Raw genomic sequence first — 16,244 nt, 5'->3', positions numbered from 1 at the left:
AGTTTATCAGTAATAATTTGCTTTACTAGTAGGCAACAGTTTTTATCCCTATCGATTTTAAGTGCTGATAAGAAAATCAATTTACTGGAAGTATATAAGAATAACATTAGATTTATCATTTTATTTATATGCTAAAAATATAGACAGTAAGTGTCTCAATTTCATTATTATAAGATAGGTTTCTCTAGGGCTATATACCTTTATTTATTATTATGATGTTAAATTTACTTCATAAAATAAGCTATTGATGAGCGCTTAGTGTGTTGATATCAGATTGAGCCAGTACCGTTAGTTGAAGGTAACTCGATTGGAATGGCAAGATAGAGAATGTCAGATAAGATATTTTTTCAAAATTGATGATTTTAAAGGCAGTAAAGTAAATGGCGTAAATTGTTATTTACCCCATTTATCTGACTTATATTACCATTTTAATGACGATTTGCTGGGAGCATAATGACTGCAGTTGCTGCAATAACCGCAACAACAGCAAATGCAATAAAATTCCAACTAGTGGCAATACCTAAGCTGGCAATATAAGCCCCAAACATAGGACCTGTCATTGCACCAATACGCGAAAAACTTAAAGCCCATCCCGTGGCTGAAGCTCTTGCATTCGACGGGTAATAGTTTGCAATATATCCAGTGAGAATTAATGCCGCGGAAATACTGCCAATACCCGCAAAAGCGACCAGTATGTAATTCATATAGATGTTTTGTTTAAATATTAAACAGCCGACACCGATTGCGCCAAGTAAAAAGAAAAAGGCGACTGAATTACGCACACCATATTTGTCTGCAATTTTTCCTAAAAATAACCCGCCTATGGCAGAGGCTAAGCTGAATACAATCAAGAAGGTTAGACTTGAACCTAGATTATATCCTTCCTTTCTCATGATGGATGGCAGCCAAGTATTTAACCCATAAACCAGCAACATGCCACAAAATAGTGCTATCCAAAAGCAAGCCGTTGCACGTAAATGTTTTTTTGCAAATACCACGGCGATAATTTCTTTTATGCTTTGTGATTTCTGTTGTTGTTCAATTGACGGTTGATAATGAATATCTAATTTATCGGCTAACTTATTCGCCTGACTATGCAAACCTTTATGAGATAAATATTCTAAGGATTCCGGTAAAATACGCGCCATAGGCCATATTAATAATAAAGGTATTGCACCAAAAGCAATGACACTTCGCCATCCAAATTGTTCAAGCAGCCACATTGCGACGAGAGCTGCACTTAAAATGCCAAGTGAATAGCCGGAATACATAATTCCATAATTAAAAGAGCGTTTTTCTGCGGGGGAATATTCTATTGTAAGTGCTGCCGCTACGGGGATGACCCCTCCCAATCCGATGCCACCAATAAAGCGCATTAAGCCAAAAATCCAAGGTGTTGGCGCAAAAGCTGCCCCTAACATCGTTAATGAAAAAAGAGACACACAGGCTAACAGCATACGGCGTCGACCATATAATTCGCTCAATGTGCCAATAATAAATGCCCCAAAAAACATACCTACGAGGGCGTAACTACTTAAAGCACCAAGCTCTAAAGGTGATAGATCCCATTGTTTATATTCAGCAAGCGTGGGGAGCACTGCGCCCATAACACCGACGTCATAACCTTCAAATAAAATGCTCATCCAGCAAATAAGTAAAACTTTAGATGTCGTTTTCGTTGATCTAAATGATTTAACAGCGATAGGTTGTGTCGTCATAAATAACTCTCTTCTCGTGAGCGTTTAATACCTTTTGAAATTGCAGGTAGTATTTTTATTGGTTCAAAATGGCATTAACTACACTTATCTTTTCTAATCGAAAGTACAATCAATTATGTTAACAAATGGTTAAATTAATGCAGAAAATGGATATTTTGTGCAAGAAATAAGGAGGTGACTAAGCTCTGGAGGGTAAATTTTTAAAGTTGTTATCTTCGCTTTTAGTATTCGGAATACTCTGTAATTAAATACTATGGGTGAAATGAAAATACGAAAGAGTAGTCTAAAGTTACCGTATAGATAGTTTTATTTTTATTATTTAGATTAAGGAATTTATATGAAAAAGAGTACATTACTTGCTTTTGGGATCGCAATCGTTATCTCTCCCATGCTCGCAATGGCGAAAACAGCTCCTGCTTTAAAATCACCTGAAAAGAATGTGCTATGTGATAAGTACCTGTGTGTTAGTGGTAAAGACGGTGTATCTATTGAGCTGACTAAAAAATATATCGGCGAAAAGCAGGCGAGTAACATTAAGTTGGCTGGTGATTTTGATAAAACACAGATGACATTTGCAAATGGTATTTTTTGTGATATTCAAGAGAAAAAATGTCATGTAGATCGCTATTTTGAGAATGGGCAACGAAGCAAAGTGTCTAAAAAATACACAGAAATATTATTTGGTGAGTAAAAAATATTTCAGAATATATTAAATATCTCTGTAAAAAAGTATATTTAATTATTAAATATACTTTTTTTGTATTTTTAATCTATATACTATTTAATTATAGATCGAAGGTAAATTAAATTAAAATAAAATTATTAATGTAGAGATAATGTAATTGTGATGTAAAATTTATTTGGGCTGTTTTTTGAATAAAGATCAAGTGCCAATATTTTAAATAAGCCATAATTAGTAAACCTTAGTTATTATGTGAATTAATATTAAGAACTAATTAATATAATCAGTATGCTAGAGGGTGTTACTGATAGGGGTAATTACTAATATTTTCTAGACCATTATTCTTATTTGATGCAAAATGTATTTGTAATAATTATTATCAAAAAATAAATTTAATTGAGAATGCTAAATGAATATATCAAAAATCAGTGTTGCATCTGTTTTTATTGCAAGTGCATTACTAAGTGGTTGTGCCAGTGAATCGTCTCGTTCGCTCGCGGTTGAAAAAGTTGCGACATACAATACAAACTATTCAGGTCCTAAAAGCCCAATATCAATTGGAAAATTTGATAATCGTTCCAGTTATATGAACGGGATCTTTTCCGATGGTGTTGATCGTCTAGGAAACCAATCAAAAACAATATTAATGACACATTTACAGCAAACAGGTCGATTTAATGTATTAGACCGTACCAATATGCAGGAATTAAAAGAAGAAGCGGGTATTAAAGGCCAAACTCAACAATTAAAAGGCGCCACTTACGTTATTACTGGCGATGTGACTGAGTTTGGACGTAAAGAAGTTGGTGATCGCCAATTATTTGGCATTTTAGGCCGCGGAAAATCGCAAATAGCCTATGCTAAAGTAAATTTAAATGTTGTTAATGTACAAACATCAGAAGTTGTATTTTCTTCCCAAGGTGCTGGTGAATATGAATTATCAAATAGGGAAGTTATTGGCTTTGGTGGAACTGCAAGTTATGACTCCACGTTGAATGGTAAAGTTTTAGATTTAGCAATTAGAGAAGCGGTAAATAATTTGGTAACAGGCGTGGAAAGTGGCGCTTGGCAGCCTGCGAAATAAGGGAATATGATGAAAATGAAATTACTGCTAATTATTGCAGGGGCTATTTTATTAAATGGCTGTGTGAGTGAACCTAAACCTTTATATAACTGGGACGGTTACCAAACAACGGTATATCAATATTATCAGCAAACAGATACAAGCCCACAAGAACAAATTGAAGTACTGAAAAAAAATATTGAAACGGGTAAAGCAAAAGGGCTTGCTGTACCACCGGGGCTGCATGCTCATCTAGGCTTATTATATTCAACGACAGGTGCAATCGACTTAGCAATGGCTGAATTTAATACAGAGAAGGCCTTGTATCCGGAATCTGCTACTTACATGGATTTTCTAATGAAAAATAAAGGGAAAATAAAATGAAACGCATAATGATTATGAGTAGCTTAGTTATAGCGTGGTTATTATCCGGGTGTGCGCAGCCGACGAAAGTGGATTATAGTGCCTTTAACCAAAGTAAGCCTAAAAGCATTCTTGTTTTGTTACCTCAAAATAGTACACCAGAGGTACAAGCTAGCCATGGCCTGCTATCTCAAACTGCATTACCTCTAGCTGAAGCGGGTTATTATGTTTTTCCTGTCGCTGTTGTTGAAGAAACGTTTAAACAAAATGGGATGACGAACGCGGGGGATATTCAAGCGGTACCTCCGGCTAAGTTATATGAAATATTTGGTAATGATGCAGTCCTTTATTTAGATATTACAGAGTATGGAACCAGTTATCAGGTGATTGCGAGTGATACTCGGGTGACGGCTAATGCGAAGCTTGTAGACTCACGTACAGGGGCTTTGCTGTGGAGCGGATCAGCGACAGCTTCAAGTACTGAAAATAATTCGTCATCAAATGGGATTATTGGTGTGCTCGTGTCTGCGGTAGTTAACCAAATTGCAGATACAATGACAGACAAAAGTTATGGGATCGCGGGTATAACAAGTGTAAGACTATTATCTGCAGGAAAACCTAATGGCATTCTTTATGGTCCAAGATCGCCTAAATATGGTAAAGATGCGCAGTAGCTATTAAGTTAGCGATACTGATAAATAAAGCTCCTAGTTGGAGCTTTATTTATTTAGGTTAGTCATTTGTTGTTATAAGTTAAATTAATTAGTTAAATTATAAGACTAGCTATTTATCTTCCTCTAATTTATTCATTAAATTTAATTTATGTACTTGATTTTTTTAAAACAATTAATCTTGTGACATGCGTCAAACTGTTATAGTTAAAAACAATAATTGTGTGATATAGGTATTATTACATGACAATACCAGTTAATTTAAAAATCGAACTGTTATATACATAATGCCAATGGTTGTACTAATTCCTTACTGATAGGAGTCATAGTATGTTTCTGTTAAGTGAAGTACTCATATCAAGGTGTTTCTTCTATATGAAGAAATGGTTCAATATTGACATTTCTTTAGCCTTCTTTTTTCCAAATAAATAATCCTTCTATTTTTCCAATTCAATAATTTGTTAGCTTATTTTTTATAAGTTCGAATTTCTATATTTATTATTTAATGAAAAATTAAAGGTATTATCATGGCTAAAAGAATCGTAGAACCGTTCCGTATTAAAATGGTAGAAAATATCCGTATTCCTTCAAGAGAAGAGCGTGAAGTTGCATTAAAAGAAGCAGGATATAACCCATTTTTATTACCAAGCAGTGCGGTATATATTGATTTATTGACTGACTCAGGCACCAACGCAATGAGTGATCGCCAATGGGCGGCAATGATCACCGGTGATGAAGCTTATGCAGGATCTCGTAACTATTATGATTTAAAAGATAAAGTTAAAGAGATGTTTGACTACGATTATGTCATTCCTGCTCACCAAGGTCGTGGAGCAGAAAATATGCTGTTCCCAGTTCTGTTGAAAGTTAAAAAAGATCAAGGTGGTGCGAAGAAACCTGTCTTTATCTCTAACTTCCACTTTGATACAACCGCAGCGCACGTGGAATTAAACGGATGTAAAGCAATTAATATTGTTACCGAGAAAGCCTATGACTCAGAAACATATGATGATTGGAAAGGTGATTTCGATATTCAAAAATTAAAAGATAATATTGCTGAACATGGTGCAGAAAACGTTGTTGCTATTGTTTCGACTGTAACTTGTAATAGCGCCGGTGGTCAGCCTGTATCAATGGCTAATTTAAAAGAAGTCTATGAAATCGCAAAACAACATAATATTTTTGTTGTTATGGACTCTGCACGTTTCTGTGAAAATGCGTATTTTATTAAAGAACGCGACCCTAAATATAAAAACTCAACAATCAAACAAGTTATTTTTGATATGTATAAATACGCTGACGCATTAACCATGTCAGCGAAAAAAGACCCATTACTGAATATTGGTGGGTTAGTGGCGATTAGAGATAACGAAGAAATTTTCACATTGGCTAGACAGCGCTGCGTACCAATGGAAGGTTTTGTAACTTATGGTGGGTTAGCCGGTCGTGATATGGCGGCGATGGTTCAAGGTTTAGAAGAAGGGGCTGGCGAAGACTATCTGCACTACCGTATTGGCCAAGTAAAATATTTAGGTGACCGTTTACGTGAAGCAGGTATTCCAATTCAGTATCCTACTGGCGGTCACGCCGTATTTGTTGACTGTAAAAAATTGGTTCCGCACATTCCTGGTGACCAGTTCCCAGCTCAAGCTGTTATTAATGCGTTGTATTTAGAATCCGGTGTCCGTGCTGTTGAAATTGGTTCATTCCTATTAGGTCGTGACCCAGAAACAGGAAAACAAAAACATGCGGATATGGAATTCATGCGCTTAACAATCGCAAGACGTGTTTATACAAACGACCATATGGATTACATTGCAGATGCTCTGATTGATCTAAAAGAGAAGTTCAAGACACTGAAAGGGCTTGATTTTGAGTATGAGCCACCAGTATTAAGACACTTTACAGCAAGATTAAAACCCATCAAATAATCGGTAGTTCTTCGGGTTCCCGTGCAATGCGGGAACCTTCCCCTTATTTTTAAGGTGAGCACCATGAACAATTCGGCAGCCAAAAAAGAACCCTCCATAATGGTAGGGGGTTTTGTGCTAGGCGGTGCAATGATAGGGGCAGGCATGTTTAGCTTACCCACTATTATGGCAGGAGCTTGGTTTATTAACTCAGTTGTAATTTTATTAATTGTCTGTTTTTTTATGTTTCACTCAGGGATCTATATTTTAGAATGTATATCGAAATATGGTTCAGGAACAAATTACTTTTTTATCTCTAAAGAATTATTACCAAAATGGGCATGCTATCTTGCCAATATCGCTCTAATATTTGTTTTATATATATTAATATATGCATACATCTCAGCAGCAGGATCCGTTATCAAAGAAGCCGCCGTCATTTACGGATATAATATTAATTTAAGGCTTATATTTGTATTGTTTACGTTAATACTAGGTGCGAGTATTTGGTGGAGTGGAATTGGAGCAAGTCGACTTACTTCATTATTTTTATTTATTAAAATAGTATTATTCGTTTTGGCTTTTTCAGGTTTATTTCTCATCGTTAAAACTGATTTATTATTAACATCACCGGTTGAGGGTGGAAATACATCACTACTTCCATTTGTCTTTATTGTTATTCCATATGCAATTACCTCTTTTGGGTATCATGGTAATGTCTGTAGTCTATATAAACTGTATCATGAGAATGAAAGAAAAGTGGTTAAAAGCTGTATCATTGGATGTGTATTAGCACTTGTTCTTTATTTTATGTGGATTTTAGGCACAATGGGGAATCTCCCAAGGCCTGAATTTTTAACTATTATTAATAAAGGCGGTAACTTAGATGCATTTATAGAATCGCTTTATGCCGTACTTAACAGTAAACACATCGCCACATTTTTACTTTGGTTTTCGATTAGTGCTGTATTCTGTTCATTCTTAGGTGTTGCAATTGGGTTATTCGATTACATTCTAGCTTCATTAAACTTTAAAGATAATTCATCCGGTAGAATGAAGACCGCATTATTGTGTTTTGTACCGCCATTAGTTCTTTGTATGTTATTCCCTAATGGTTTTCTTATTGCGATAGCTTACGCTGGAATGGCAGCCTGTATCTGGGCCGTTATTTGCCCCGCAGCCATGGTATTAAAAGTAAGGGAACGTTTTCCAGAATCAAGGTTTAAAGTCTGGGGTGGAAAAGGGTTAATTTATGCCGTTATCGCCTTTGGTGTTGTAGGAATTATTTGTCAGCTATTAGCACAGTTTAATTTATTACCGATATACCGTTAATTTTTCATACCTTGTTATAAAGCTAACTGTAAAGGTACAGCGAAGGTTTGCTGTACCTTTTTTAGGCTTTAGCCATAAAATGTACGCTATTCAAAGAACAAAAAAGCACTTCCTTTATTCAAGGAAGTGCTTCTAAAAACACTGCATAAACCGACTAGGTTTAGTTCATGCCGTATTTTTTCAGTTTCTTGCGCAGAGTACCGCGGTTGATACCCATCATTAGGGCTGCACGGGTCTGGTTTCCACGGGTATATTGCATAACCATGTCCAACAAAGGCTGCTCTACCTCAGCCAATACCAGCTCATATAAATCAGTAACATCTTGATTGTTTAATTGAGCAAAATAGTTCTTCAGTGCTTGCTTAACTGAGTCACGTAACGGTTTTTGCGTTACTTGATCTTGTGAATTTACAGTAGCAACGGTTAGTACGTCAGAATTTACGCGTTGTTCGAACATAGTTCTGTCAGCTCTTATCTTTTATTTACGCAAAAATTTTCAAAAAATGCCTCCAACACCTCCAGCTGTTCGCTGGCATCCTCAATGGTGTTGAATGAGCGCCTAAACTGGTCATCAGGTGCATGTTCTTGTAAGTACCAAGAAACATGTTTGCGCGCTATACGGGCTCCTTTGCCTTGACCGTAAAAGTCGTGCAATTCCTGTACATGCGCTAGCATAATGCGTTGTACCTCTGCCATTGGCATCGGTGGCAATATTTCACCTGTGTCCAGATAATGTTGGATTTCCCGAAAGATCCAAGGTCTTCCCTGAGCTGCTCTGCCTACCATCAAGGCATCCGCCCCTGTGTAGTCTAAGACAGCTCTGGCTTTTAGCGGGTCAGTAATGTCGCCATTGGCAATAACCGGGATGGTAACAGTCTGCTTAACTGCCCGAATATTGTCGTACTCAGCTTCACCATTAAACAAACAGGCTCTAGTTCTGCCGTGAATAGTTAATGCTTGAATACCGCAATCTTCGGCCAATTTGGCAATCTCTATGCAGTTTCGCTCTTCAGGTGACCAGCCTGTGCGGATCTTAAGAGTGACAGGGACATCTACTGCCTTAACAACGGTTTCTAAAATCGATTTAACGATATCTGGATAACGTAGTAGAGCAGAACCTGCAAGCTTACGATTCACTTTTTTAGCTGGACAGCCCATGTTGATATCAATGATTTGAGCGCCACTCTCAATATTAATTTGAGCAGCGGCAGCCATCTCATCGGGATCATTGCCAGCTATTTGAACGGAACGAACCCCAAGTTCATCGCGATGAACCATCCTGAGCCTAGATTTGTCTGTCTTCCACACCTGAGGATTAGAAGAAAGCATTTCTGAGACTGTCATCCCAGCTCCCATGTCATAACAGAGCGACCTAAAAGGTTTATCTGTAATGCCTGCCATGGGGGCAGCAATAAGACAGTTTCTCAACTGATATTGTCCGATTCGCATAACTAAATGGGGGCCATACTGTGACTGCAAGGGCGCGTATATTACGCATTTTTTACGAGATATGAAAGGACAAACTTTGAGCAAACGGTTATTTATCACTAACTTTTTTATCTTGCCTTTTGAGGAAATAAAAAATAATCAGCTTTAACAATCACTTAGGTATAAATTGTGATGATTTATTAAAATAACAGTTGCTCTGTTCAAATCTCGAGCAGAACAGATTATCGCCAGCTATTGAGCATTATTTGAGCTATAAGATAATCTATTCTTGCTTGAATTTCAAAGAAATTATTCTTTAATTTTCATAATATTTCTATTAAAAACGCTTGACACCCGTGATGCGGCACCATTCTTCTTTCTCAGCAACAGGGTCAATTTCAAAGATAGCACGATATGCATCAGCGACACTTTCTGCTTGCGTTGCAAGCACACCCGAAAGACCCAATAAACCGCCCTCATGCGGAAGCACACTAATCATAGGGGCTAACTCACGTAATGGCCCTGCAAGGATGTTAGCAACAACGACATCAGCCTGTAGGTCTTTAGGTTGGTCTTTCGACAGGTATAAAGATAAGCGCTCTGAAACACCATTACGCTGTGCATTATCACGACTTGCGGTAATTGCTTGAGGATCGATATCGATTCCGATAGCTTGAGCAGCGCCTAATTTGAGTGCAGCGATGGCAAGGATACCGGATCCACATCCGAAGTCGATAACTGTTTTCCCTTCAAGATCAATTCCATCTAGCCATTCAAGACACAAAGAGGTGGTAGGGTGCGTACCCGTACCAAAGGCTAAGCCTGGATCAAGCATCACGTTAACGGCAGTAGGATCTGGCACGTCACGCCAGCTTGGGCAAATCCATAAACGTTGGCCAAAGCGCATTGGGTGGAAGTTATCCATCCATTCTCTTTCCCAGTCTTTATCTTCGATTTGCTCAATTTTATGAATAAAACCAGCTTCCAGAAGGGGACTGTTTTCTAATTGTGCCACCACCAGTTTCATATCGGTTTCTGCGTCGTACAGAGCAATAACATCGGTATCGCCCCACAAGCGAGTTTCTCCCGGAAGCGGCTCGAAAACTGGCGTGTCATGGCTATCTTGAAAGGTAATGGAAACGGCACCTGTTTCGATAAGTTCATCGCCGAGTGCTTCGGCATCTCTTGCATTTGAGTTTAGTCGTATTTGTATCCAAGGCATTGTTTGTTCTCTTCATCATGCTCATTACACTTCACGCAAATTATTCAGAGCATAAAATTTATCATTAATAAAAAATATTCTAAGTATTAAAGCCCGCTTTAGGGGGGATTAGATTACTTAGAACTAGCTGTTAGTTCATTTGCTGCCAATTGTACGGGATTTTTACCAAAAAGATTACCAATCATAAATGCAAAAAAGCTAAAAATAAGTGAGGGTACAATAGCGTGAAAGCCCATCATTTCAATTTTAAATGTCGCGAGCAAGGCATAACAAACGCCACCTACAATCATTCCGCTTAATGCGCCAGTCCCATTGGCTTTTTCCCAATATAGACCTAATACGAGAGGCCAAAGGAATACGGCTTCTAACCCGCCGAAAGCCAGTAAATTTAGCCAGATAATCATTTGTGGCGGGTTCCATGCAGCGATCAGCAATAGTGCACCTAAAATGAGTGTTGAGTAGCTCGAAATACGCGCAAGTTTTTTCTCATTTTTAATTTGCTCAGGTGCGACATTAAGGTAAATATCTTTGACGATAGTCGCCGATGATTGCAATAACTGGGCGTTGATAGTCGACATAATTGCCGCCATTGGCGCTGCCAAGAAAATACCCGCAGCAAAAGGCGGTAAAACTTGCACCATCAAGGTTGGGATCACTTGGTCTGGAATGGTTAAATCAGGCAAAATTGCCCGGCCTAATGCACCCGCAAAGTGCATACCAAACATGAGTATTGCCATCACAATGGTGCCAAGAATAATACCACGGTGAACCGCTTTACTGTCTTTGTAAGAAATACAACGTACTGCGGTATGGGGTAAACCTATCACACCAAAGCAAACCAATATCCAAAAGGAAGCAAGGAATGGCCCGCTTAAAATATCGTCAGCGCCTTCTGGTGAGACTAATTTAGGATCGATAGCATGCATTTTTTCAATGGCTGCTGGTAGCCCACCAGCATGATGGATAACGGCAACCAGCAAAATAACCGTTCCCAGTAACATCACCAGCCCTTGTAATGCATCATTAAGTACACTGGCTCGAAAACCACCAATCGCGGTGTAGAGAGCGATAGAGACGCCGAAAATAATCAATCCATAAGTGTATGGGATACCGACGGCTGTTTCTAAAAGTCGAGCGCCGCCGATAAACTGTACTGTCATCGCACCAAAAAAAGCGACAAGTAAGCTAATACTAGCGAACCAAACCAAAAAACGGCTTTGGTAACGGGCATATAGCATGTCATTGAGTGTCACTGCATTGTAGCGGCGGGCTAAAATAGCGAATTTTTTACCCAGTATACCAAGTGCGAGCCAAATGGCGGGCAGTTGGATCATGGCGAGCAATACCCAACCTAAACCATATTTATAGGCAGCTCCTGGGCCACCTATAAATGAGCTAGCACTGATATAGGTTGCGGTGATAGTCATCGCAAGGACAAAGCCACCCATGGAACGATTACCGAGGAAGTATTCGTTAAGAAATTCACCTTTTGTTCGCTTTTTATAAGCGTAAACAGAAAGCAGGAATACCAGAGCAAGGTAACCAATTAATGGCAGGAGAACTTCAGTCTGCATCATTCTCCTCCAGAGGAATGTCTTTAAAAACCAGTTTTACCATCATGATGCACAATAGAATAAAAATAATGGGCAGGATAAGGCATGACCATTCGAACCATAATGGAAGCCCGGTTATGCCAATTGTATTGTCAGGTAGATAGGCGCTGAGTATCCAACCTATCATGTAGGCAACCGTAAGATACAGTGCCCAGCGAGCTTCCTTGTTTGACTGAAGAAAACGTTTATCCATACGTTTTTCCTCCTCATTTCGACAAAAATAATCAGGGATTGTACGATAATCCGTAAGCAGAGTGTGAAAAATACGAGAAGAAAAGTGCGAGGCGGGGTTTTTAGAGGACAAAAAAATACCGAAAAGCAGGGCTTTCCGGTATTTATAGAAGATGATTTAACCGTTAGTGATTCAGAAAATTATTCCTGAATACCCAGTTTTTTCTCCAAGTAGTGGATGTTAGTCCCACCTTTTTGGAAGTTTTCATCATTCATGATCATTTGGTGCAGTTCAATATTGGTTTTAATACCATCAATGATCAGCTCATTAAGCGCATTTTTCATTCGAGAAATGGCAATTTCACGAGTTTCACCAAAAGTAATTAATTTACCAATCATGGAATCATAGTACGGAGGCACAGTATAGCCTGCGTAAATATGAGATTCCCAACGAACACCAAAGCCACCCGGTGAATGGAAACGGGTAATTTGTCCCGGACTTGGTAAGAAGGTATGCGGGTCTTCTGCGTTGATACGACACTCAACAGCATGACCATGCACATTAACTTCTTCTTGCGTCACGGATAAAGGTAAACCTGATGCGATACGCAGCTGCTCTTTGATCAAATCGATACCGGTGATCATTTCAGTGACCGGATGCTCGACTTGAATGCGGGTGTTCATTTCAATGAAATAGAACTCGTTATTTTCGAATAGGAATTCGAAAGTACCCGCACCACGATAGCCGATTTCGATACAAGCTTTAGCACAGCGTTCGCCAATGCTTCGGCGAATTTCAGGGGTGATCCCCGGTGCCGGTGCTTCTTCGACCACTTTTTGGTGGCGACGCTGCATTGAACAGTCACGTTCTGCTAAATAGATAGCATGTCCTTGACCATCAGCCATGACTTGAATTTCAATATGACGTGGGTTTTCAAGGTATTTCTCCATGTAAACTATGTCGTTATTGAATGCGGCTTTTGCTTCTGCACGTGTTAGATTTATTGATGCTTCTAAATCTTTTTCATTACGCACAACACGCATACCACGGCCACCGCCGCCGCCAGACGCTTTGATGATGACAGGGTAACCAATGCGTTTTGCGATGGTTTTATTTTTTTCTGTATCATTGCCAAGTGGGCCATCAGAACCCGGAACACAAGGTACACCGGCAAGTTTCATCGCTTCAATCGCAGAAACTTTGTCACCCATTAGGCGGATGGTTTCAGCTTTTGGACCGATAAAAATAAAGCCTGATTGCTCAACTTGTTCTGCAAAATCTGCATTTTCAGACAGGAAACCATATCCTGGGTGAATTGCTTGAGCGCCTGAAATTTCAGCTGCGGAGATAATCGCAGGAATGTTCAAGTAACTTTTTGCTGATGCTGCTGGGCCGATACAAATTGTTTCATCTGCCAGCAACACGTGTTTTAGATCTCTATCTGCCGTAGAGTGGACAGCAACAGTCTTAATGCCTAGTTCTTTACAGGCACGTAGAATGCGCAGTGCAATTTCTCCACGGTTAGCGATAACAATTTTTTCCAGCATGGAAACGCCTCGTTATTCGATAACAACCAATGGCTCGTCAAATTCTACTGCATCACCGTTTTGCAACAGAATGGCTTTCACCACGCCCGATTTATCTGCTTCAATTTGGTTCATCATTTTCATCGCTTCAACGATGCAAAGAGGATCGCCAACGTTGACGGTTTGACCAACTTCAACAAAAGATTTTGCTTCAGGGCTTGGTGCACGATAGAAGGTTCCAACCATTGGGGAACGAACTTGGTGACCTGAAACCACTGGAGCGGCAGTTGGAGCGACTTCTTGAGCAGGTGCAACTGCATTAGCCAGCGCCGGTTGAGGTGCGGTTGGTGCAGAGTAGTATTGTTGAGGTGCTGCCATCATCTGCGCTGCAGGTGACATGCGACTGATACGTACTGACTCTTCGCCTTCAGAAATTTCTAGTTCAGAAATGCCAGACTCTTCGACTAGCTCGATCAGTTTTTTGATTTTACGAATATCCATGGATATGATTCCGTACTCTTATATTTGGATTGAATTAATTAGGCGCACACGGTTAACTGCTGCTTGTAACGCGAAACTGTAACCGTCAGCCCCAAGACCACAAATTACCCCAACAGCTTGGTCGGAGAAATAAGAATGTTGGCGAAATGGCTCTCTGGCATGCACATTAGACAGGTGAATCTCGATAAACGGGAGACAAACTGCAAGTAATGCATCACGCAAAGCAACGCTGGTATGCGTGAATGCAGCCGGATTGATCAGAATAAAATCGGTATTATCTTTTGCTGCATGAATTTTATCGATCAGCTCATGCTCAGCATTAGATTGAAAGTGACTCAATTTTACGCCTAAACCATTCGCTTCTAGCATCAATTTAGCAACGATATCTGACAGGGTGCGGGCACCGTATTTATCAGGTTCTCGAGTACCTAGAAGGTTTAAGTTTGGTCCGTTAAGGAGCAAAATGTGAATATCTTCTGTCATTGTGCTGCTAACTCCGACGATACGTCAATAATCGGACAACATAACCCGATGTCGAGGGTTTGTCATCTTTTATCATGAAAATAAATGGAATTTTCCGTGACAAGGGATGCATTATAATTATTTCGTAGCATTTAGCAGCAAAATACTGGTCTTATCAGAGAAATTACCCGAATTTATTTTATAAATTGTGCGGTACTCCCAATTTTTATCATGGAACCGCACAATGATGATTGCTAATCGTGCAGATTAACAAGGGTACGCCCTGTGACCTGATTTTTTAAGAGTTTTTTTGCATATTCTACCGATTGTTCTAATGAAATTTCGGAACTGACTTGTTGATAGAATGATTCAGGCAGCAGTTGAGCAAGGCGTTCCCACACTTTTGGACGTTTTGATGCTGGGTAATAAACCGAGTCGACGCCTTGTAGGCGAATATTGCGTAAAATAAATGGCATGACCGTGGCGGGTAAAGTAAAACCACCTGCAAGCCCACATGCGGCAACCGCGCCATTATATTTGATTTGTGTCAGTAAATTTGCCAGAAGCTCGCCACCCACGGTATCAATCGCGCCAGCCCAAAGCTGTTTATCTAATGGTTTCGCTGGATGAGTGAAATCACCGCGAGGGAGAATTTTTTTAGCACCGATGCGGTGTAAGTATTCACTATTTTCTTCACGTCCTGAGATTGCGACAACGTCATAGCCAAGAGCGGTTAATAATTGAATGGCAACACTCCCGACACCGCCACTTGCGCCACTGACGACAACTTCACCTTTATCAGGGGTAACGCCAGCATCTTCAAGGGCATTGACACAAAGCATTGCGGTAAAACCTGCGGTACCAATTATCATGGCTTGGCGTAAAGATAGGGATTCGGGCAATGGAGTTAAATAATCAGCCGGTACTCTTGCTTGAGTGGCGAGACCTCCCCAGTGTGTTTCACCAACGCCCCAACCGGTGAGTAAAACATGTTGTCCGACATGAAATCGAGGGTCTTCGCTATGTTGGATAACGCCAGAAAAATCGATACCAGGAACCATGGGGTAGTTTCGAATAACACCCGCTTTACCATTAATGGCAAGCGCATCTTTATAATTTAGTGTCGACCAGTGAATATCAATAATGACTTCACCCGCAGGCAGTTTTTCTGTCGAGATAGATAAAATTTCTGGGATAACATTGTCGTCTTGTTTCTGTAGTACGAGTGCTTTCATGACTCACTCCTAAATTAGTGATTAATTATGCATATTCGTCATGCTTCATTTCATATAAAAATTTGAGTGCGATCAGCTAGCCGAATGAAATAATTTGTCTATACTTCTTGGGTTGTTTTTGGCTTCACCGACCGAGTACTAGAATTATTTCGCCTAATTTGCCTGCTCCATCATAGCAGAATTGATTTTATTGGCGTCAGAATGCTATTTAGGCTATTAGTATTGTAATTAATTTGTAAAAATGTATTTTTTTCTGGCATAAATAGGCTTTTATCGTGCAAAATATCGCACTGCGACGAGTCATTTTGCATACTGACATAAATTTGTGTCATTTTTAGTCAATAAT

The 16,244-nt window shown here is 39.4% G+C and carries 17 protein-coding genes; 7 read left to right on the top strand and 10 right to left on the bottom strand.

All coding sequences use genetic code 11. From position 1 onward, the window contains the following. Positions 1 to 428: 428 nt before the first annotated feature. The gene (locus M998_RS07235) at positions 429 to 1,718 is read right to left on the bottom strand and encodes an MFS transporter (RefSeq protein ID WP_068440735.1); all 1,290 of its coding nucleotides are present in this window, start codon (positions 1,716 to 1,718) and stop codon (positions 429 to 431) included. 337 nt (positions 1,719 to 2,055) lie between these two features. Between M998_RS07235 and M998_RS07230 the strand changes: the two genes are divergently transcribed. The 7 genes from M998_RS07230 (at position 2,056) to M998_RS07205 (ending at position 7,739) form a co-directional block, all read left to right on the top strand. Continuing rightward, entirely contained in the window at positions 2,056 to 2,409 is a 354-nt protein-coding gene (locus tag M998_RS07230) for a YcgJ family protein (RefSeq protein WP_068440738.1), read from the top strand. A gap of 400 nt (positions 2,410 to 2,809) precedes the next feature. Beyond that, positions 2,810 to 3,484: a CsgG/HfaB family protein gene (locus M998_RS07225; RefSeq protein WP_068440741.1), complete on the top strand. Its 675-nt coding sequence runs from the start codon at positions 2,810 to 2,812 to the stop codon at positions 3,482 to 3,484. A gap of 9 nt (positions 3,485 to 3,493) precedes the next feature. After that, a complete protein-coding gene (locus M998_RS07220) occupies positions 3,494 to 3,847 on the top strand; it encodes a DUF4810 domain-containing protein (RefSeq protein WP_068908191.1) in 354 nt (117 codons plus the stop codon). Next, entirely contained in the window at positions 3,844 to 4,500 is a 657-nt protein-coding gene (locus tag M998_RS07215) for a DUF799 domain-containing protein (RefSeq protein WP_068908190.1), read from the top strand. The genes M998_RS07220 and M998_RS07215 overlap by 4 nt, the downstream gene beginning before the upstream one ends. Before the next feature lie 327 nt (positions 4,501 to 4,827). Next, complete coding sequence (tnaC, locus tag M998_RS20165; RefSeq protein ID WP_111750967.1) at positions 4,828 to 4,929, top strand: tryptophanase leader peptide; 102 nt, start codon at positions 4,828 to 4,830, stop codon at positions 4,927 to 4,929. 95 nt (positions 4,930 to 5,024) lie between these two features. Beyond that, positions 5,025 to 6,428: a tryptophanase gene (locus tag M998_RS07210; RefSeq protein ID WP_068440748.1), complete on the top strand. Its 1,404-nt coding sequence runs from the start codon at positions 5,025 to 5,027 to the stop codon at positions 6,426 to 6,428. Positions 6,429 to 6,491: 63 nt separating this feature from the next. Further along, positions 6,492 to 7,739 carry an aromatic amino acid transporter gene (locus tag M998_RS07205; protein WP_082913007.1) on the top strand — a complete coding sequence of 416 codons (1,248 nt, stop codon included), beginning with the start codon at positions 6,492 to 6,494 and terminating at the stop codon, positions 7,737 to 7,739. A 160-nt stretch (positions 7,740 to 7,899) separates the two neighbouring features. Here M998_RS07205 and fis read toward each other — a convergent pair whose 3' ends face one another. From fis to acuI, 9 genes are all read right to left on the bottom strand, one after another. Next, positions 7,900 to 8,196 carry a DNA-binding transcriptional regulator Fis gene (fis, locus tag M998_RS07200; protein WP_008912594.1) on the bottom strand — a complete coding sequence of 99 codons (297 nt, stop codon included), beginning with the start codon at positions 8,194 to 8,196 and terminating at the stop codon, positions 7,900 to 7,902. A 14-nt stretch (positions 8,197 to 8,210) separates the two neighbouring features. Further along, the gene (gene dusB / locus M998_RS07195) at positions 8,211 to 9,188 is read right to left on the bottom strand and encodes a tRNA dihydrouridine synthase DusB (RefSeq protein ID WP_068441684.1); all 978 of its coding nucleotides are present in this window, start codon (positions 9,186 to 9,188) and stop codon (positions 8,211 to 8,213) included. 316 nt (positions 9,189 to 9,504) lie between these two features. Further along, a complete protein-coding gene (gene prmA, locus M998_RS07190; RefSeq protein WP_068908186.1) occupies positions 9,505 to 10,389 on the bottom strand; it encodes a 50S ribosomal protein L11 methyltransferase in 885 nt (294 codons plus the stop codon). A 113-nt stretch (positions 10,390 to 10,502) separates the two neighbouring features. Then, positions 10,503 to 11,963 carry a sodium/pantothenate symporter gene (gene panF, locus M998_RS07185; RefSeq protein ID WP_068908185.1) on the bottom strand — a complete coding sequence of 487 codons (1,461 nt, stop codon included), beginning with the start codon at positions 11,961 to 11,963 and terminating at the stop codon, positions 10,503 to 10,505. After that, positions 11,953 to 12,195 (bottom strand): DUF997 family protein, encoded by a 243-nt coding sequence (locus M998_RS07180; RefSeq protein ID WP_068440767.1) that lies wholly within the window; start codon positions 12,193 to 12,195, stop codon positions 11,953 to 11,955. Before M998_RS07180 ends, panF begins: the two co-directional genes overlap by 11 nt. Positions 12,196 to 12,374: 179 nt before the next feature. Next, positions 12,375 to 13,721 (bottom strand): acetyl-CoA carboxylase biotin carboxylase subunit, encoded by a 1,347-nt coding sequence (gene accC, locus M998_RS07175; RefSeq protein WP_068440770.1) that lies wholly within the window; start codon positions 13,719 to 13,721, stop codon positions 12,375 to 12,377. A 12-nt stretch (positions 13,722 to 13,733) separates the two neighbouring features. Beyond that, positions 13,734 to 14,201 (bottom strand): acetyl-CoA carboxylase biotin carboxyl carrier protein, encoded by a 468-nt coding sequence (gene accB, locus M998_RS07170; RefSeq protein WP_068440773.1) that lies wholly within the window; start codon positions 14,199 to 14,201, stop codon positions 13,734 to 13,736. 18 nt (positions 14,202 to 14,219) lie between these two features. Beyond that, positions 14,220 to 14,684 (bottom strand): type II 3-dehydroquinate dehydratase, encoded by a 465-nt coding sequence (gene aroQ / locus M998_RS07165; RefSeq protein ID WP_068440776.1) that lies wholly within the window; start codon positions 14,682 to 14,684, stop codon positions 14,220 to 14,222. 233 nt (positions 14,685 to 14,917) lie between these two features. Beyond that, entirely contained in the window at positions 14,918 to 15,898 is a 981-nt protein-coding gene (acuI, locus tag M998_RS07160) for an acrylyl-CoA reductase (NADPH) (RefSeq protein WP_068908184.1), read from the bottom strand. Positions 15,899 to 16,244 lie beyond the last annotated feature (346 nt).

This window comes from Providencia heimbachae ATCC 35613 (assembly GCF_001655055.1).
In the GTDB taxonomy this organism is placed as follows: Bacteria; Pseudomonadota; Gammaproteobacteria; order Enterobacterales; family Enterobacteriaceae; genus Providencia; species Providencia heimbachae.
Note: the sequence above shows the minus strand (reverse complement) of the source record. Positions and strands in the feature narration are given on the sequence as shown.